Origin of the sequence: Arthrobacter sp. zg-Y750 (assembly GCF_020907365.1) — a bacterium.
GTDB lineage: Bacteria > Actinomycetota > Actinomycetes > Actinomycetales > Micrococcaceae > Arthrobacter_B.
Genome location: NZ_JAJJOC010000016.1, coordinates 170,353 through 188,467, shown reverse-complemented (window position 1 = coordinate 188,467; position 18,115 = coordinate 170,353). Strand labels below are relative to the sequence as shown.

Here is an 18,115-nt window from a genome sequence, read left to right as displayed (position 1 = left end):
CACTGGCGGGGTTGTGGTTCCGCGAGAGGCGACGGTGATCCGGGCGGCCCGACGACGGTGATCCGGGCGGCCCGACGACGGTGATCCGGGCGGCCCGACGACGGTGATCCGGGCGGCCCGACGACGGTGATCCGGGCGGCCCGACGACGGCGATCCGCCGCCCGACGTCGGCGATCCGCCGCCCGACGGCGACACCCGCCGTTCCCAGTAGGATCGACTGATGCCCGAAACCCTCCAGCAGCACACCCCGCAAGCCTCCGCCGCCTCCACGCGCGCGGCGCGCATCGTCACCGAAACAACCGCCCCGACCGTCCTGGTGGGGATCCTCCTGCTGCTCCAGCCCCTGCTCACGCCGGGCGTGACCTGGCTGCAGGGCACCCTCGCGGCGCTGTTCACCGTTGGGCTGCCGTTCGCCGGGATCCTGGTGCTAAAACACCGCGGCAAGGTGAGTGACCACCACATCGGCGTGCGCACCCAGCGGGCTCCGATCCTGGGTGCTTCTGCAGCGTGCATGGGCATCGGCGCACTGATCCTGGTCCTGCTGGACGCCCCGGCGGAATTGTTCGGCGAAATTGGCGGGGTCTTCATCGGCATGATGCTGTGCCTGGGAGCGAACCTGGTGTGGAAGCTTTCGGTACATTCCGCCGTCGCCGCCTACGTCGGGCTGGCCCTGCTGGCCCCCATCCCGGCAGTCGGAGCGGCGCTGGCCCTGCTGCTGGCCTCCGCCACCGGTTGGTCGCGGGTGAAGCTCGGCGACCACACACCCACGCAGGTCCTGGCCGGGCACGCCGCCGGCTGCCTGGCCTTCGCCGCGGCCCTGTTGCTGCCCTAACCGCTCACGCGGGCGGGCTGCACGTTGTTCCTCTCCACAGCCTTTCGGGCGGCAATGTTCCGTCTGTGAAGAACCAGCGCAAGAATGATCAGTGGGACGTGGATGGCGGGAAGGTTCTTTGCCAGCCAGCGGGGGAGATAGATGTCGGTGACCGATCCGGTTTCGTCTCCCAGATCCCGCGCCACCGCCGTAAGCGGGCAATGAAATCCGTTGCCGGCGAAGATCAAGGTCTCAGCAGCGACCACCGCGGCCGCGGCCCCTGCCCTGCGGTCGGAGCGTTTCCGGATCCCGGCAACCAGCACGTAAAGCATGCAACCCTCAATGGTGAACCACGCGACCGTGTGGAACACCTTCACCGCTCGAAGCAGCACCCTGCGCTTATCCATGCCCCATTATCGTGCCGGTTTGGGGGGAAGCGACCTCCTTCGCTCCTCAGGCACCCCGCGCCTGCCCCCCACCAACTCCCACCCCAACGTGCGATAAAGTCGGTTCAGTCTCTTTCCATAGACGCAACTTGTGAAACACGGACGCGTGAAACAACAGGGGGAAGCAATGCCAATGCGTTTTCGGAAGCCGAAGCGGGCAACCTCGAAAGCGGTAGTCGACGCCCTGGAGCTGGACGAGCACGTCACGTTCGATGACCTGCTCGCCGCCGTGACGAAAACGCATGGCAAACCCATTGAACTGCGCGACATTGACTCCTCCGTGATCCCGTCCGTCACCGGGCTCTGGATCGAGAAGGAAACCAAGTCCATCATCCTGCTGCCCTCCGGCGACCACCGGCTGCACCGCACGCACGCCGCCTGCCACGAATTCGGGCACATCCTGCTGCGCCACCGCGGCTGCGGGGGAGTGGAAACCACCATGCCCTCGGTGTTCCAGCACGTCGGCAGCCGGCAGGGCATCCGCCGGATGCTCGCCCGCTCGCTGGACTGGAACGAAACCGAACGCGCCGCCGAACAGGTGGCCTACCTGCTCTCCATGGCCCTGCTGCCCGAGGAATGCGACAGCGACAACCCCTTTGAACGAACCTTCCGGTAATTACCCTGTAAATCCTGCCCGCCCGCCGCGCTGTGGGCAGTGGTTCCCCTGCCGGGGAGGGCGGGCCCTGCTCAACCTGGTTGTCCACCTTGGTTGCGCACCCCCTCGGCAGCACCAATCTGCCCGCGTCGCTCCCAACCCCGCCCATCTCGGTTGACTCTGCCCGGACGCCTCCATAGCGTTCCCCCATCACTCGCCGCACCCGCACTGACGGGGCCGGCAGGTCAGCGGCCGGGGCACCCCGTGGGGGACGCAGGGGAGCCCCGGCGGCGTATTGTCCGCACGCCAGTGGCGGCGGATTCCAGCGGTAGCCGCCGCGCCCAGGGGGTGAACGCGGCCCGTATGAGGGAAGCACCATGGAACCAAAGCGAAGTATCAACCAGTCACCCCGCCGCCGGGCCACCCGGTCCCGGCCAACCCCACACATCTTCCGCAAAACCATCCCCAAGAGAAGCATCCGCAAGAGAACCACCGCCCTGCTCGCCGGACTGCTGATGGCCGGCAGCTTCCTGCCGGTGGCCGCCGTGGCCGCCGAACCGGCGCAGACCGGCGTAGACATCCTGCAGGCCGCCCCGCCGGACATCTCCCAGTTCCCCTGGGGCGATCCCAGCCTTTCCCCGGACCTGCGGGCCACCCTGGTGGTTGCCGCCATGTCCCTGGAACAGAAGGTGGAACTGCTGGTCCAGAGCGGCGGCACCGGGGTTCCCGAGTTCGGCATCCCGCCCATCCGCAGCAAGGACGGCTGCTGCGGGCTGGCCCTGGAAACCGAGCCCAGCACCTCCCTCCCGGTGGGGCTGAGTCTGGCATCCGCCCTCGATCCCACCCTCGGCCGCGCCTACGGTGCCGTTGCCGGGGAGGAAGCCCGCGCCACCGGCTACAACACCATTGCCGGCCCCACCATGAACCTGGGCAAAACCCCCTACAACGGCCGGCTCTGGGAGGCCTTCGGCGAGGATCCGCTGGTCAGCGGGGACAGCGCCGTCGCCCAGGTGCAGGGCGAGCAGGGCGCCTCCGTCTCCGCCCTTCCCAAGCAGTACATGCTCAACAACTTCGAGACCCGGCGCGGAAACGTGGACGTGCTGGTGGACCAGCGGACGCTGCAGGAAACCTACGTCCGGCCCTGGGCGCAGATGGTGGAGGAGTCCGATCCCGGCTCCATCATGTGCTCCTTCAACAAGGTCAACGGTGAGTACGCCTGCGGCAATGACCAGCTGCTGAACCAGATCCTCAAGACGCAGACCGGGTTCGCCGGGTTTGTCACCTCGGACTTCAACGCCGCACACAGCTTCGCGGACTACGCCGCCGGGCTGGACGTCTCCGGGCCGGGGCTGGAATTCTCCGGCCCGAACCTGCTGGCCGCGGTACAGAACGGCACCGTGTCCGAGGCGCGGGTGACCGACGCCGCCCGCCGGGTGGCGCGCACCATGTTCGCCAAGGGCATTGTGGACAACCCGCCCATCGACACCTTCGTGAATCCGCAGCCCACCGATATTCCCATCCCGGCGAACATGCTGGACGCGCACGACGCGATTGCACAGAGCGTCGCCGAGGCGGGCACGGTGCTGCTGAAGAACGACGGCGCCCTGCCGCTGGCAGCGGGCACTCCATCCATCGGGGTGATCGGCTCCGACGCCGACTGGTACATCGACGGCGGCGGCTCCGGTGCCGTGCCGACCCCGGCACGGCTGACCACCATCCTGGACGGCATCACCGCCCGGGCCGGGGACGCAAGCGTGGAATACGCCCGCGGCACCGACCCGGTGGGCCTGGGCGACACCATCCCCGGCCCGCCTCCGCTGCCCAGCGGAGTGCTGACCGACGTGAATGCCGAATACCGGCTCGGGCTGAACAACTTCGAGGGAACCCCCACCCTGGCCCGCACCGAACAGCAGGTGAACCTGCGCACCGGCATCTCCGCGGACGAGATCAACACCTCCCAGGTGCCCGGCGTGGGTGGGGAGCTGGCCGCCTCGCCCATGACGGCGGTGTGGACCGGCACCATCGTGGCGCCGGCCACCGGGAACTACACGTTCTCGCTGACCCACCTTGGCACCGCCCGGCTGTTCCTGGACGGTGCGGAAGTGATCAACGAGCCGGCGGACAACCTGGCCACGCAGGAAATCGGCGTGAACATGGCCGAAGGCCAGCGCATTCCGATCCGGATCGAATACATCACCGACGCCCCGAACCAGTTCAACGGCGGACTGAACGACCAGCCGGGCGCAATGATCCGGCTGGGCTGGACCCCGCCGGCCGGCGTGCTGCAGCCCTCCATCCAGGAGGCCGTGGACGTTGCTTCCCGCAATTCCGTGGCCGTCATCGTGGCCCGGGACTACACCGGCGAGGCCGCGGACCGCGGTTCCCTGACCCTGCCGCAGAACCAGGACGCGCTGATCAGCGCGGTCACTGCGGCGAACCCGAACACCGTGGTCGTGCTGGCCACCAGCGGCCCGGTGACCATGCCGTGGATCGACGCGGTACCCTCCGTCCTCGAAGCTTGGTACCCCGGGCAGGCGCAGGGCCGGGCGGTGGCGTCCGTGCTGTTCGGGGATGTGAACCCCTCCGGCAAGCTGCCGGTCACGTTCCCGGTCAGCGACCAGCAGGCGTCTGCGGTGACCCCGCCGTATCCGTTCAACTTCCTCACCACGGTGTCCCCGGTGGTGCCGTACGCCGAGGGCGTTTTTGTCGGCTACAAGGCGTACACCACCCAGGGCGCGGTGCCGCTGTTCCCGTTCGGGCACGGGCTCTCCTACACCCGGTTCGACTACGCGAACCTGTTCGCGACGCCGGAGGTGGACGCCAACGATCCGGACGCCGAAGTGGCGGTGCAGGTGACCAACATCGGCACCTATCCGGGTGAGGAAACCGTGCAGGTGTACGTGGGGAACCTGCCCACCGGCGTGCCGACGCCGGCCCGGCAGCTGGCCGGCTACGGCAGCATTTCGCTGCCGGCCGGCGGGATCGGGACGGTGAATATCGACCTGGATCCGCAGTCCCTGCAGTACTGGGACGTCAACGCGGGCGGCTGGGTCACCCCCACCGGCCAAGTGCCCATCTACGTGGGCCGCTCCGTGGATGACATCCGGCTGGCCGGGTTCATCACGGTGGTCTAACCCGGACGCAGGGGCCCGGAGCGCTACGCTCCGGGCCCCTGTTTTCCTATCCGGGCAGGACCGCGTCCGCTGCCAGGGCCTGCCGGAGCCGGGCGCCGATGAACTCCCGTGCCGCGCCGGCGTCGTCAATCAATCCGGCCATGTACAGGAAGGGATGCACCTGCCCGCCGAAGCGCACCGCGGTGGTGGGCACGCCCGCCTCCCGCAGCTGACGGGCATACGCCTCGCCCTCGTCCCGCAGCGGATCGCACTCGCCGGTGATCACGGTTGCCGGGGCCACACCGGAAAGATCAGGATTCCGGGCAGGGGACAGCCGGATATCGTCGCGGTCCGCACCACCGGCGTACGTGTCCACGAAGTACTGCATGTCCCGCCGGGTCAGGAAGTGCCCGTCCGCGAACTCGGCGTAGCTCGCCGTGGAGCCCACGCGGGCATCGGTCACCGGATAAACCAGCACCTGGTGCGCCAGCGGCGGCATGTGCCCGGCCAACTGCTGGGCGGTGACCGCTGCCAGGTTGCCGCCGGCACTGTCCCCGGCCACGGCCACCCGGTTCGGATCGATGGCCAGCCCCGACTCCCCGGAGAGCAGGGCAAGGGTGACCGCTTCGGCGTCGTCGGCTGCCGCGGGAAACACGTGCTCGGGCGCCTTGCGGTAATCCACGCTGACGACGACGGCGCCGGAATGCCGCGCGAGGGCGCGGGCCGTCGTGTCTGCGATCTCCAGATCACCGAGGACCCAGCCGCCGCCGTGGAAGTAGGCAACTGCCCCGGGCAGCGTCCCGTTCGGTGCGTCCGGCGAATAGACCCGGACCGGCACCCCAGCAATAGTCCGGTCCCGGACCGAAAACAGGTCAACAGCGGCGCCGGTCAGGGGCAGGGCATTCTCCAGATCAGCGCGGTTCTGCTCGGCGGTCTGGGTGTCCAAGGGCGGGGCATCCTTCAGGAGGTCGAGAAAAGCCTGTGCCTGGGGGTGGACCTGCATGTGCTGCTCCTGGAGTCGCCGGATGGGACAAGCAATCTAGCACGGCCCGCAGCCAACCCCGCACATCTCGGTTGACCCTGCCCGCACGCCTCCATAGCGTCTCCGGCATCACTCGCCGCACCCGCACTTTCGGTCCGGCAGTCCAGCGGCCGGGGCGGCCTCACCGGGGGATACACCGAGCGCCCCGTCGTGTCCTGATCCGCCCGTAACACCCGGCGGATGTCCAGCGGTAGCCGCCGCGCCCAGGGGGTGAACGCGGCCCGTATGAGGAAACCACCATGGAAGAAAACCGCAGCACCGGCGGGCCGCCCCGCCGTCGTCGTACATCCACCTCCCCGAGCCCGGCAAAATTCCTCCGAAGGTCGCTGGCCCTGCTGGCCGGGACACTGCTCGCGACCACCAGCTTCCTGCCGTCCGCCAGTGCTGCCGGCTTCCCGGCCACCGTCCGGGCCACCGTCGCAGCCGCTGTACCAGCGATAAACCTGGACGCCCCCGAACCGCAGCAGGTCGAGGACCAGCCCTGGCGCGATGCCTCGCTGTCCCCGGAGCTGCGGGCCCTGCTGGTGGTCAACGCCATGACCCTGGAGCAGAAGGTCAACTATCTGGTCCAAAGCGGCGGCCCCGGCGTGCCCGAGCTCGGCCTGCCGGCCATCCGCAGCAAAGACGGCTGCTGCGGCCTGGCGCTGGAAGACACCGTGACCACGGCGCTGCCGGTCGGCGTCGGCCTGGCCTCCACCTTCAACAACACCTACGCCCGCGCCTACGGGGCGGTGGGCGGGGAGGAAGCCCGCGCCACCGGCTGGAACGCCCTCGCCGGGCCCACCATGGACCTGGTCAAAACCCCGTACAACGGGCGGATGTGGGAGGACCTGGGCGAGGATCCGCTGCTCAGCGGGTCCATCGCCGCCTCGCAGGTGCAGGGCGAGCAGGGTGCGGACATTTCCGCCCTGGTCAAGCACTACAACCTGAACAACTTCGAATCCCGGCGCGGACACGTGGACGTGGAAGTGGACGAGCGGACCCTGCAGGAGACCTACACACGGCCATGGGAAACCGTGGTCCGGGACGCCGATCCGGGCGCCATCATGTGCTCCTTCAACAAGGTCAACACCGAGTTCGCCTGCGGCAACGCGCCGCTGCTCAACGGGATCCTCAAGACCCAGCTCGGCTTCCGGGGGTTTGTTTCCTCGGACTTCAACGCCGCGCACAGTTTCGCGGACTACGCCGCGGGGCTCGACGTCGCCGGGCCGGGCCTGGAGTTCTCCGGGCCGGCGCTGCTGGCGGCGGTGCAGAACGGGCAAGTGTCCGAGGCACGGGTGACCGACGCCGCCCGGCGGGTGGCCCTGACCATGTTCGCGAAGGGCATTTTCGACAACCCGCCTCCGGGATCCTTCGTGAACCCGCAGCCCACCAACGTGCCGGTGCCCGCGAACCAGCTGGACGCGCACGCCGTGATTGCCGAGGACATTGCCGAGGACGCCGCGGTGCTGCTGAAGAACGACGGCGCGCTGCCGCTGGCCTCCACCACGCCTTCGGTGGCGGTAATCGGTTCCGACGCCGACTGGTACATCGACGGCGGCGGTTCCGGGGCCATTCCCAACCCGGCACGGCTGACCACCATCCTGGACGGGATCACCGCCCGGGCCGGGGACGCCACGGTGGAATACGCCGCCGGCACCGACCCGGTGTCGCTGGCCGACACGCTGCCCGGCGCCCCGCCGATCCCCAGCACCGTGCTGACCAACGTGCAGGCCGAATACCGCAGTGGGATCAACAACTTCACCGGCGAGACGGTGGTGGCCCGCTCCGAACGGCAGATCAACCTGCGCACCGGTATTTCCGCGGACACCATCAACACCTCCCAGGTGCCCGGACTGCCGGTCCCGCTGGTCTCCGCGCCCATGTCCGTGGTGTGGACCGGAACCCTGGTGGCTCCGGCCACGGGGGACTACACCCTGACCATGGCGCATCTGGGCACCGCCCGGCTGTACATCGACAACACCCTGGTCAGCACCGGGGAGCCGGCGCCCTACAACCAGACCGAATCCGCGATCAACCTGGCGGCGGGGCAGGAAGTGCCGATCCGGGTGGAATACACCACGGACGCACCCAACCAGTTCAACGGCGGCCTCAATGACCAGCCCGGCGCCATGATGCGGCTGGGCTGGTTCGCGCCGGAGAACGCCCTGTCCCCGTCCATCCAGGAAGCGGTGGACGTCGCCTCGCGCAACTCGGTGGCCGTCGTCGTCGCCCGCGACTACACCGGGGAGGCCGCCGACCGCGGCACGCTGACCCTGCCGCAGGACCAGGACCGGCTGATCCGGGCCGTGTCCGCGGTGAACCCGAACACCATTGTGGTGCTGGCCACCAGCGGACCGGTCACCATGCCGTGGCTGGATGCCGTGCCGTCAGTACTGGAAACCTGGTATCCCGGGCAGGCGCAGGGCACCGCGGTGGCCTCGCTGCTGTACGGGGACGCGAACCCGTCCGGCAAGCTGCCGGTCACCTTCCCGGTGTCCGAACAGCAGGCCACGCAGGCCGGGCAGCAGAACACCTTCTACCTGATCAACGAGGTGGATCCGGTGGTTCCGTATGTGGAGGGCGTGTTTGTGGGCTACAAGTCCTACACCACGCAGGGCCTGACGCCGCTGTTCCCGTTTGGGCACGGGCTTTCCTACACGCGGTTCCAGTACGGGAACCTGCTGTCCACGCCGGTGGTGGACGCCGCGGATCCGGCGGCGGAAGTCTCGGTGCAGGTCACCAACCTGGGCACCCGCGAGGGGCAGGAAACGGTGCAGGTGTACGTGGGGAACCTGCCCACGGTCATCCCGACGCCGGCCCGGCAGCTGGCCGGGTACGCCAGCATCACGCTGCCTCCCGGGGCGGCCGGAACGGTGAACATCGACCTGGATCCGCGCTCCCTGCAGTACTGGGACACCGCGGCGAACGGCTGGGTGACACCGACCGGGCAGGTGCCCATTTACGTGGGCAGCTCCGTGAATGACACCCGGCTCGCGGGGTTCATCACGGTGGAGTAGCTGCTGGTTAGCTGAGCGCAGGAGTGCAAAGCAGGGAGCCCGGGGCGTTTTCGCCCCGGGCTCCCTGCCGTGAGGACCCGCTTTCCGCGTCGAGCACCAGCATCTACTGCGAGCACAAGACCGTGTCCAGGGCCTGCGTCACGGACTTGTAGTTCTCCAGGACCAGCTCCTCGTTTGCCGGGTCACCAATGGCTGCGGGGAGGGACGTGACTGCAACGGTGAAGGCAGTGCCGTCGGCGGTCACCCCATTGCGCGTCTCGTAGCCCTGGATGTCTCCGCCGTGGCCCCAGATCTCGCCGCCGCAGCTCAGCGGGTAGCGCTCCAGGCCGAGCCCGTACTCCGCGCCCGGAAACAGGGTCTCGTCCGAGGGCACTGTCTTTTGCATTTCGGCCATTGACGCCTCGTTGAGCAGGCGGCCGTCGACCACGGCCCGGTTGAACTCGTTGAGGTCGCTGGGGCTGGCGATGATTTCCCCGGCAGCCCAGGCCCAGGAGGGATCCAGCTCGGTCACGTCGAACCGTTTGAGGTCAGCCTCCATGTGGTAGCCGGACGGGTGCGCCCCGCGGATTTCCTGTTCGCCCAGGTCCGGGAAATAGGTGTGCTGCAGGCCCAGGGGTTCGATGATGCGGCGGGTGATTTCCTCGCCGAGGGGGCGCTGCGTCACCTTTTCCACGAGCAGCCCGAGCACAACGTAGTTGGTGTTGGAGTATTCCCAGCGTTCACCCGGGCTGAACAGGGCCGGCTGCGCCAGGGCCATGTCCATCAGGTCCCGGGGAGACTTGTAGGAGTGCTGCATCTGCTTGAAATCAACGGCCAGCGCGTCCGTATACTCGGGCAGTCCGCTGGTGTGCTGCAGCAGCTGCCGGACGGTGATGTTCGCGCCGTCGATCCCCTCGCCGTGCAGCAGGCCGGGAAGGTACTTCTCAATGGGAGCGTCCAGCTCCACCTGCCCCTGCTCCACCAACTGCAGCACGGTGACGGCGGTGAACATTTTCGTGTTGCTGCCAATGCGCACCTCCCCGTCCACCGGAACGTCCTCGCCGGTCTCGACGTTTCCGACGCCGGACACAAAGTCTTCACGGCTGCCGTCCGGATGCGTCAGCGAGGCCAGGGCTGCGGGAAACCCGCGGTCCACCAGGGCGTCCAACTGCGTTTGGATCACTGTGTTGCCGGCAGCCGCGGTTGGGGCGTCGGTGGTGTCGGCGGCGGCAACGGAGCTGATGCCCCACCAAGCGCCGGCACTGACCGTGCCGGCGGCCAGGAGGCCTGTCGCCGCGAAGGCGATGGTGCGCTTGAGCGACGACGGCGCCCTGGTCTCGTGGGTGGTGGCCGCGGATTCTGTTTCGGGATTCATGGTGGCGTTCCTTCCGGTTATGGCGGGGCACCTGGTGCTCGTTGCCCTCGGTTGGTGGTGGGAACCAGCCTTCCCGGAAGCGGAACGCAGCGCCCCCAGCCTGCGAACAGGATCGGACCTGTTCTTGCGGATAGGGCGCCCTCCACCTGGGGTAAGCGAGAATGATCCGATGCTCATCATTTCCGGCCCGGCCCCGGCCCCGGCCCCGGCCCAGGCCCAGCCCCGGGCGCGGAAGGCCCGCTGGAAGTTCGCGCCCACCGTGCTCATTGTTTTGCTGGCAGTGGGCTATGTGTGGGGCGTCCTCACCTTCGAGGCGGATTCGGTTAAAGGTCCGCAGGATTTGATGCCGGTTCTGCTGATGCTGGCCCAGGCAGCGGTATTGCCCGCACGCCACCGTTTTCCGTTCGGTGTTCTCCTTTTGGTCACCGCCCTGGACGGCCTCACATTGTTGTTTTCCGCGGGCGAGGTGGGCACCGGAACTATTGCGGTAATAGTTGCCGTGTATGCCTATGTCCGTGAAACCGCCGGCCCGAAACGTTACCTGGTGCCGGCAGGGCTTGCCGCGGCCGCCGTCGTCGTGACGATGTTCGCCGTGCAGGCCAGCGCCGTGGTTCCTGCCGAACTCATTCCGACCTTTGCGGCGGCACGCACCGCTTTGGTCTTTGGGCTGGGAGTGGTTGCCGCCGAGATTATCGGCGGGCGGGTCCGGCTCCTGGCGGCACTGCGGGAGCGGGCCGAAGCCGCGGAACGCGAAAAGGAACGCCTGGCCGAAGAAGCCGTGCTGCGGGAGCGGACACTGATGGCCCGGGAACTGCACGACGTCGCGGCCCACCATCTGACCGGCATCATTGTCAGCGCCCAGGCTGCACAGGCACTGCGGACCTCCAACCCTGAGGAAGCCGGCGAATACATCCGCCAGGTGCAGCGCGCGGCGAGGACCACACTGGACAATCTCCGCCAAACGGTGGGACTCCTGCGGCCCGACGCCGAAGGCGAGCTTGCGCCCGTTGCCTCCATGGAGAACCTTCCGGCGCTGGTGGCCGAAGCATCGAAGGCGGGGACCCAAGTCCGCTTTGAAGAGTCCGGGACGCCGCGGGAGCTCCGGCCGCTGGCGGGGATCGCGGCGTACCGGATGGTCCAGGAGTCCCTCGCCAATGCGCTGAACCACGCTCCCGGTGCATCCCGTGCTGTTCGCGTGGACTACGGGCCGACGTCGGTGCGGCTGACGGTTGCCAATGACGCGCCGTCGGCTAAACCGCGGCAGGGATCCCGTTCCGGGTACGGTTTGATCGGCATGGCCGAGCGTGCGGAACTGATCGGCGCAACCCTGCGCACAGGGGCCGATGACGACGGCGGCTGGACCAATACCCTGGTGATTCCCTATGAGGACGAGACATGACGATCACAGTAGCCATCGCCGACGACCAAGCGATTGTGCGGGCCGGACTCCGGGTAATCCTGGAAGCCGGCTCCGACGTCGAGGTGGTGGGTGAGGCCAGCGACGGAAACGAGGCCGTGGCGCTGGTGCGCGAGCTGCGCCCGGACGTCATCTGCATGGACATCCGGATGCCGGGCCTCAACGGCATCGCTGCGACGCGGACCATCACCGGCGATCCGCAGAACGCCACGGGGGTGCTGATGCTGACCACCTTCGAACTCGATGATTATGTTTTCGGCGCCCTCGAAGCCGGAGCCTCCGGGTTCCTGCTGAAAGGAGCCGACGAGGACGCCCTGCTGGGTGCAATCCGTTCCGTCGCCCGCGGGGACGGCACCCTGGATCAGCGCCTGACCCGCCGTGTGCTGATTGAGTTCGCTAACCGGACCGCCGGGCCGCGCAGCGCGCCGGCGTCGCTGGTTGTGCCGCTGACAGCGCGGGAGACCGAAATCCTGACCCTTCTGTGTGAAGGGCTGTCAACGCAGGAGATCAGTGAGCGGCTGTTCGTGGAGGCCACCACCGTGAAATACCACGTGGCGGGAATCCTGACGAAAACCGGTGCCCGCGACCGGATGCAGGCCGTGGTGTGGGCGTTCCGGAACGGCGTTGTGCCCTTGCCCCGGGTTGGCGGCTGACAGGGGAAGCGTCCGGGGAGCGTCAGCGGGGTGCGGCCGGGTCAGCGGGCGAGGTGGTCGCCTCGTTTTCGCGGCCGGTCCGGTTTCTTTTTCGGCGCCGCTTTCCGGGCTGCACGTTCCGCTCCGTGCTCGCCCGGTCCGCGGTACAGCACGTCCCGCCGGCCGTCGCTGAGGATCCGCAGTTCCCCGACCAGGCCCCGGCGCAGTTCCATGAGCTCGAACTGATAACGTGCGGGATCGTCGCCGGCCACGCGCAAATACCGGGTGCAGGCTGCGGCCATGCGCATCAGCACTTCGTTGGCTCCGGACCGGGTGTGTACCTGTGCCAGGGTTTCGATCACTTTCTCCCGGAGGTCGGCCACTGCGGACCGGGCTCGGTCCACCTCCGGCCCCGGGGTTGCCGCCCGCGGCTCTATGGGCGCCAGGGTCTGCTTCAGGTGCAGGTACGTCACCAGCTCGTTCAGGGCGCGCGACCCCTCCCGCCGGTCGACGGACGCCTTGGCCAGCCAGCCGGTGCCAAAGCCGACCGCAAGCACCAGCACCACGGTCAGAACAAGCAGCCAGTCCATAACGCGCCTCCGAAGCTCACCCGATCACCGTGCGTGCGCCGGTGGCGCCTGGTCACAGGGGGATGGAAGCTACGTGCCCGGGCGGGGACAAGCCAGAGAAGCCGGGGGAGCAGAAGAGCTGCGGGCCTCGAATCGGCGGTCAAGGTGCCTCAACTACTTGGATTCGGACGGCTGATGAGAATCTGGTTACTGGTCGGTAACATTTCGGCCCGCGGGCTGCTACTGTGTCACTCGATGCGTTCGCATCCACTTTCACACGCTTTCTTTCCTGGGGGATCCATGTCATTTCTGCCTCGCGCCCGTTCACTATCGTTAGGCGCGGTCACCCTGACTGCGGTCCTGGCCCTCACCGCTTGCGGTGGCGGGTCGGAAGGGTCTGAGCCGACGGCGTCCGCAACGCCGTCGCCCACCAAATCCACCGCATCGGCTTCGCCGACGCCGACCGTTGTTGCCAACCAGGCCTGCAAATCAGCCGGAGTCACGCAGACGGTCAAGCAGTCAGCGACAGCGACGCCGACGCCGACGCGGAGCGCGAAGGGCTCGACCGCCAAGGCCAAGGCTTCGCCGTCGTCCTCACCCTCGACCACAAAGGCGTCCCCCTCGGCGACGCCCACCGCACAGAGCACCGTGTATGTATGCACGGAAAATGACAACGGCAAGCTCGTCTGGATGACCGAGGACGATTCCACCAAGATCGTTGCCGCCCGCCAGGAGAAGGCCGATAAGGAGGCTGCCGAAAAGAAGGCAGCCGAGGAAGCGGCCGCGGCTGCCGAAGCGGCCGAACAGCAGCGCCTTGCCGACGAGGCCGCCGCCGCAGCGGCCGCTGAAGCGCAGCGGGTAGCGGATGAGCAGGCCGCTGCCGCTGCTGCCGAAGCCCAGCGGGTAGCGGACGAACAGGCACGCCAGCAGTATGTTGCGCCGCCCGCCCCGGCAGCACCGGCGGGTCCCAACGTCGTACACCCCGGCGCTTTTTGCAGTGGCGGCGTCGGCGTGAGCAGTACCGGCAAGGCGATGGTATGCGCGACCGCGAAAGACGGTCGCTTGCGGTGGATGTCCGCTGGCTAAGCCATGACACGTGCAATAACCAGTTTCGGCAACCCCTAGATGTTGCCCTTGGAGCCGCCTAGCGTGGTTCCAAGGGCAGCCCCCGCCGGAGCTCACCGGAGCCTCGAACCCGGACGGTAAAGCTGCTGCAACAGATGCCGGACCAATCCCGACCGTCAGCGGCGGGAGCGCACCGGCACCGTCCCGCCGAGGCCCTATGTCCCACCAGCCCACGCCCGACCAGCCGGATCCCGAGTCCGTTTCCTCCGCCGGTCCGTCGGCCAATGCCCGACCCTCACCGCTCCGCAATCCCCGCACCGCTTGGCCAGTCCTCGGAGTGGTGGCGGGGCTGTTGTGGGTCGCGGTGCTCCAGGGAGTCGGTGGGGTAGCGGTGTGGATCCTGGCCGCCGGAGTCCTGCTGCTGTGCAGCGCCCTCTATGCCCTGGGTTTCCGGCGCCGCAGCTGGGCCGGGCTGGACACGCTGCAGCAGCGGAAGTTCGCCCTCTCGGTCAGCGGCATGGTGCTGGTGGTGGGCGTGGTTGCCGGGGTGATGTCCGTGCCGCAGCCGGCACGCACCACCACCAACGACGACGGCGCCGCGGCCACGCCGCCCCCTGCGACGCAGCTCGAGCAGTCTTCCCCCGAGCCGTCTTCGCCCGAGACCACAGACCCGCGGCCGCAGGACGCCCGCGCCGACGTGCAGGGCGCTCGCCTGCCCGCGGACGCACCGGAAAGCAGCCCGACGGCTGAAGCCGCACTGGCCAACTCGCCGTGCACCGCCGAGGGTGCTCAACGGCTGCAGCGCGAGATCGAATACCGTTGCACAGCCACCACCGCAGGGGAGCTGGTTTGGATGGATAGGGCAACAGCGGACCTGCTTGTCGAAGCGCGGGCCGTGGCACAACGCGCTGAAGCGGACAGGTTGCAGGCAGAACAGCAGGCCCGGGAAGCCGCGCGCCGGGCCGCCGAACAAAACCCCTCCGCCACCCTGCCGCCGGCACCTCCGCCCGAAGTTCCGGGCGAGCCCGGACCTCCGGATCCGCCGTCCCCGCCTGACCCCAGCGAACCGGCAACGCCGGACCCGACGACGCCGCCCCCGGCGCCGGGCACGCCTCCGCCGGGAACACCGGACCCGGGAACACCCACCCCGGGCACGCCTGATCCGGTAACGCCACCGCCTGCCCCCGGCACGCCGGACCCCACCGTACCGCCGACCCCGCCGCAACCGGACCCCACCGTGCCCCCGGACCCACGCGTGCCCCCGAACCCGCCCGCACCTCCGGATCCGACTGCGCCGCCGCCGTCGGGCCGCTCGGTTACGCCTCCGGTGTCGCCCCCGGCGCCGACCCGGGACGCGGACACCGACCAGCAGGACCTGGAGGCAGCGCAGATCCCGGCACCGGTCTAGCGGAAGGCTGCGATCCCGGTGAGGTGCTGGCCCAGGATGAGGGTGTGGACCTCATCGGTGCCCTCGTAGGTGCGCACCGATTCCAGGTTGTTGGCGTGGCGCAGCGGCGAGTAGTCCAGGGTGATGCCGTTGCCGCCCAGCAGGGTGCGGGCCTCGCGGCAGACGGCGATGGCTTCGCGGCAGTTGTTCAGCTTGCCCAGCGAGATCTGGTGCAGGCCCAGCGTGCCGGCGTCTTTCTTTCGGCCGATGTGCAGGGCGAGCAGGAAGCCCTTGTTGATTTCCAGGGCCATGTCCACCAGTTTCTGCTGGGTCAGCTGGTACCCGGCCAGTGGCTTGTCGAACTGCATCCGGGTCCGGGAGTAGGCCAGTGCGTCTTCGAAGGCATCCCGGGCCGCGCCCATAGCTCCCCAGATGATGCCGTAACGGGCCTCGTTCAGGCAGGAGAACGGCCCCTTGAGGCCGACGACGCCGGGCAGGACAGCGTCGGCGGGCAGGCGGACATCGTCGAGCCGGACGTCGCATTGGATGGAGGCGCGCATGGACAGTTTGGGTTCAATGGGGGTGGCGGTGAAGCCGGGGGAGTCGGTCGGGACCACAAAGCCGCGGATGCCGCCGTCGGTCTGCGCCCAAATCACGGCCACCTGCGCCACCGAGGCCAGTCCAATCCAGCGTTTGGTGCCGCTGAGGACCCAGTCGCCGCCGTCGCGCCTCGCGAAGGTGCTCATGCCGGCCGGATCCGACCCTGCGGTGGGCTCGGTGAGGCCGAAGCAGCCGATCGCCTCGCCGGCGGCCATAGCCGGCAGCCAGCGCTGTTTCTGTTCCTCGGAGCCGTGCTTGTGGATGGCGGACATCGCCAAGGAACCCTGCACCGAGACGAAGGTCCGTATTCCGGAGTCCCCGGCCTCCAGCTCCGTGGCGGCCAGTCCGTACTCGACGGCGGAGCGGCCGGCGCAGCCGTAGCCGTCCAGATGCATGCCGAGCAGCCCGAGCTTAGCCAGCTGAGGGACGATCTCCAGCGGGAACTTTGCATCCTCGTACCAGCGGGCGATGTTCGGTTTGATTTCGGCGGCCACGAAGGCGCGGACGCTATCGCGCAGGGTGATTTCCTCCGCGGTCAGGAGGCCGTCGAAGTCGATCAGGTCTCCGGGGTCCGGCAGGGAGTTAGCCGGCAGGGAGTCAACAGTTGTCACGGGGAGGCCTTCGCGTTGGCAGGGGTAAAGAAGAGTATGAGGAATGCTAGCGGAGCGTGCGGGGATTAGCCTGCAAAGGGGCGGCGTCGAGGCGGGGACGTCGGGGTGCCGGTCGCACCGGGGCGGCGGCGGGGCGGCGGCGTCGTTACCGGTCGCGGCGGGCGATGTTCGCCCTCGCCCCTAGAGGTTTGCCCGTGGCCGCGCCTACCGTTGATGCCAAGGGCACTGGCCGTGAACGGGTGCATGGGGTCCGGGACGGCCGCTGCTGACGAGCTGAATCTCCTCCTCGAGGCGCCATGCTCTACGACCCCACTCCGCCGCGCGGTCCGCGCCGGCGCCGCCCGCAGGTCCCGGGCCAAACCCCGCGCTCGGCCTGGCCCGTCGTCGTCGGCGCCGCAGTTCTGCTTGGCGTAGCGGCGTTTTTCGGGGTGATGGGCCTGGCCGTCTGGATCCTGGTTGCCGGTTTCCTCCTGCTGCTCACGGGGGTGTACGCGCTGGCGCTGCACCGCCAGTCGTGGGCCGGACTGGACACCGGCAGGCAGCGGAAAGCGGCGCTGGCCGGCAGCGTCGTCGTGCTGGCTGTCGGTACGGTGGCCACCAGCATGGCAGCCCCCTCGGTGGGGACCGAGCGGCCCGCCGCGGCACTGGGCGTTATCGCACCGCTCGACCCTGGGCCGTCCCCGCAGCGCGGCGGCCTGCTGGAACGGGCACCCAGCCCGCAGGTGGATGTGGACCCGCCGACGCCGCCGCGCAGCAAGGCAACGCGCCCGCCGTCGCCGACCGCCGGGCAGGAGGCATCGCTGATGAACCGGCGCTGTTCCCCGGACGGGGCCGCGCGCACGCAGGGCCGGACGGCCTACCGCTGCACCCGGGACATGGCCGGGAAACTGGTGTGGATGGACCGGGCCTCTGCGGAGCGGATCACTGCGGCGCGTGCCGCCACCGACCGGCTCAACCGGCAGGCAGCCGCGGACCGTGCGGAAACTGAACGGCTGCGCGGGCAGATTGACGCGGATCGGCAGGCCGCCGAACAGCGTGCGGCAGCGGAGAAGGCGGCGGCTGAGCAGGCAGCGGTGGAGAACGCCCGTGTTGCCGCCGAACAGGCCGAAGCGCACCGGCAGGCGGATGCCGCGCGCCGGAACGCAGCCGAAGAGCACACCAGCCAGCCAGTGCCTACGCTGCCCCCGGCACCGCCAGTGCCGGCGGAACCAGTGCCTACGGATCCGCCCACTCCGCCGCCGCCATGTCCGACTCCGCCCGTTCCGGCACCCACTCCGACCGCAACGCCCACACCAACGATGGTCCCCGTTCCGGTCCCGACTGTCCCGACGCCACCGTCGGGCCCCTCTCCGTCCGTACCATCGCCGTCGGAGCCATCGCCGTCGACCCCCTCGCCGGCAGGACCCCCACAGTCCCCAACCAGCGGCACATAGGCGCCGCCGACGGAACCCCTAAGTGGCACGCATCACAGTAC

Annotated in this window: 14 protein-coding genes; 9 read left to right on the top strand and 5 right to left on the bottom strand. The window is 68.8% G+C overall.

Annotated features, from left to right (window positions below):
- Positions 1-220 precede the first annotated feature (220 nt).
- Entirely contained in the window at positions 221-832 is a 612-nt protein-coding gene (locus LOC57_RS11770) for a phosphatase PAP2 family protein (RefSeq protein ID WP_229959874.1), read from the top strand.
- Here the strand turns inward: LOC57_RS11770 and LOC57_RS11765 are convergent.
- On the bottom strand, positions 829-1,218 hold the full coding sequence (locus tag LOC57_RS11765; protein WP_229959872.1) for a hypothetical protein: 390 nt from the start codon (positions 1,216-1,218) through the stop codon (positions 829-831). The genes LOC57_RS11770 and LOC57_RS11765 overlap by 4 nt on opposite strands.
- A gap of 172 nt (positions 1,219-1,390) precedes the next feature.
- Here LOC57_RS11765 and LOC57_RS11760 point away from each other — a divergent pair, with 172 nt between their 5' ends.
- Together LOC57_RS11760 and LOC57_RS11755 are read left to right on the top strand one after the other, a co-directional pair.
- Complete coding sequence (locus tag LOC57_RS11760) at positions 1,391-1,873, top strand: hypothetical protein (protein WP_229959870.1); 483 nt, start codon at positions 1,391-1,393, stop codon at positions 1,871-1,873.
- A gap of 356 nt (positions 1,874-2,229) precedes the next feature.
- The gene (locus LOC57_RS11755) at positions 2,230-4,986 is read left to right on the top strand and encodes a beta-glucosidase (RefSeq protein ID WP_227926803.1); all 2,757 of its coding nucleotides are present in this window, start codon (positions 2,230-2,232) and stop codon (positions 4,984-4,986) included.
- 46 nt (positions 4,987-5,032) lie between these two features.
- Here LOC57_RS11755 and LOC57_RS11750 read toward each other — a convergent pair whose 3' ends face one another.
- Positions 5,033-5,968: an alpha/beta hydrolase gene (locus LOC57_RS11750; protein WP_229959868.1), complete on the bottom strand. Its 936-nt coding sequence runs from the start codon at positions 5,966-5,968 to the stop codon at positions 5,033-5,035.
- Between the two features lie 278 nt (positions 5,969-6,246).
- Here LOC57_RS11750 and LOC57_RS11745 point away from each other — a divergent pair, with 278 nt between their 5' ends.
- Positions 6,247-9,006 (top strand): glycoside hydrolase family 3 protein, encoded by a 2,760-nt coding sequence (locus LOC57_RS11745; RefSeq protein ID WP_229959866.1) that lies wholly within the window; start codon positions 6,247-6,249, stop codon positions 9,004-9,006.
- Between the two features lie 103 nt (positions 9,007-9,109).
- Here LOC57_RS11745 and LOC57_RS11740 read toward each other — a convergent pair whose 3' ends face one another.
- Positions 9,110-10,360, bottom strand: a complete 1,251-nt coding sequence (locus LOC57_RS11740) for a serine hydrolase domain-containing protein (protein WP_229959864.1) — start codon at positions 10,358-10,360, stop codon at positions 9,110-9,112.
- 169 nt (positions 10,361-10,529) lie between these two features.
- Here LOC57_RS11740 and LOC57_RS11735 point away from each other — a divergent pair, with 169 nt between their 5' ends.
- Complete coding sequence (locus LOC57_RS11735; RefSeq protein WP_229959862.1) at positions 10,530-11,759, top strand: sensor histidine kinase; 1,230 nt, start codon at positions 10,530-10,532, stop codon at positions 11,757-11,759.
- On the top strand, positions 11,756-12,430 hold the full coding sequence (locus tag LOC57_RS11730) for a response regulator transcription factor (RefSeq protein ID WP_229959860.1): 675 nt from the start codon (positions 11,756-11,758) through the stop codon (positions 12,428-12,430). Before LOC57_RS11735 ends, LOC57_RS11730 begins: the two co-directional genes overlap by 4 nt.
- A gap of 41 nt (positions 12,431-12,471) precedes the next feature.
- Here the strand turns inward: LOC57_RS11730 and LOC57_RS11725 are convergent, their stop codons facing one another.
- Entirely contained in the window at positions 12,472-12,999 is a 528-nt protein-coding gene (locus LOC57_RS11725) for a hypothetical protein (RefSeq protein ID WP_227926809.1), read from the bottom strand.
- Between the two features lie 279 nt (positions 13,000-13,278).
- Between LOC57_RS11725 and LOC57_RS11720 the strand changes: the two genes are divergently transcribed.
- On the top strand, positions 13,279-14,064 hold the full coding sequence (locus tag LOC57_RS11720) for a hypothetical protein (protein ID WP_229959858.1): 786 nt from the start codon (positions 13,279-13,281) through the stop codon (positions 14,062-14,064).
- 196 nt (positions 14,065-14,260) lie between these two features.
- Positions 14,261-15,451 carry a hypothetical protein gene (locus LOC57_RS11715; RefSeq protein WP_229959856.1) on the top strand — a complete coding sequence of 397 codons (1,191 nt, stop codon included), beginning with the start codon at positions 14,261-14,263 and terminating at the stop codon, positions 15,449-15,451.
- Here the strand turns inward: LOC57_RS11715 and LOC57_RS11710 are convergent.
- The gene (locus LOC57_RS11710) at positions 15,448-16,608 is read right to left on the bottom strand and encodes an acyl-CoA dehydrogenase family protein (RefSeq protein ID WP_231700787.1); all 1,161 of its coding nucleotides are present in this window, start codon (positions 16,606-16,608) and stop codon (positions 15,448-15,450) included. The two genes, LOC57_RS11715 and LOC57_RS11710, sit on opposite strands and share 4 nt — an antisense overlap.
- A 329-nt stretch (positions 16,609-16,937) precedes the next feature.
- On the opposite strand from LOC57_RS11710, the gene LOC57_RS11705 reads away from it, so the two are divergent.
- Positions 16,938-18,074 carry a hypothetical protein gene (locus LOC57_RS11705; RefSeq protein WP_229959852.1) on the top strand — a complete coding sequence of 379 codons (1,137 nt, stop codon included), beginning with the start codon at positions 16,938-16,940 and terminating at the stop codon, positions 18,072-18,074.
- Positions 18,075-18,115: the final 41 nt, after the last annotated feature.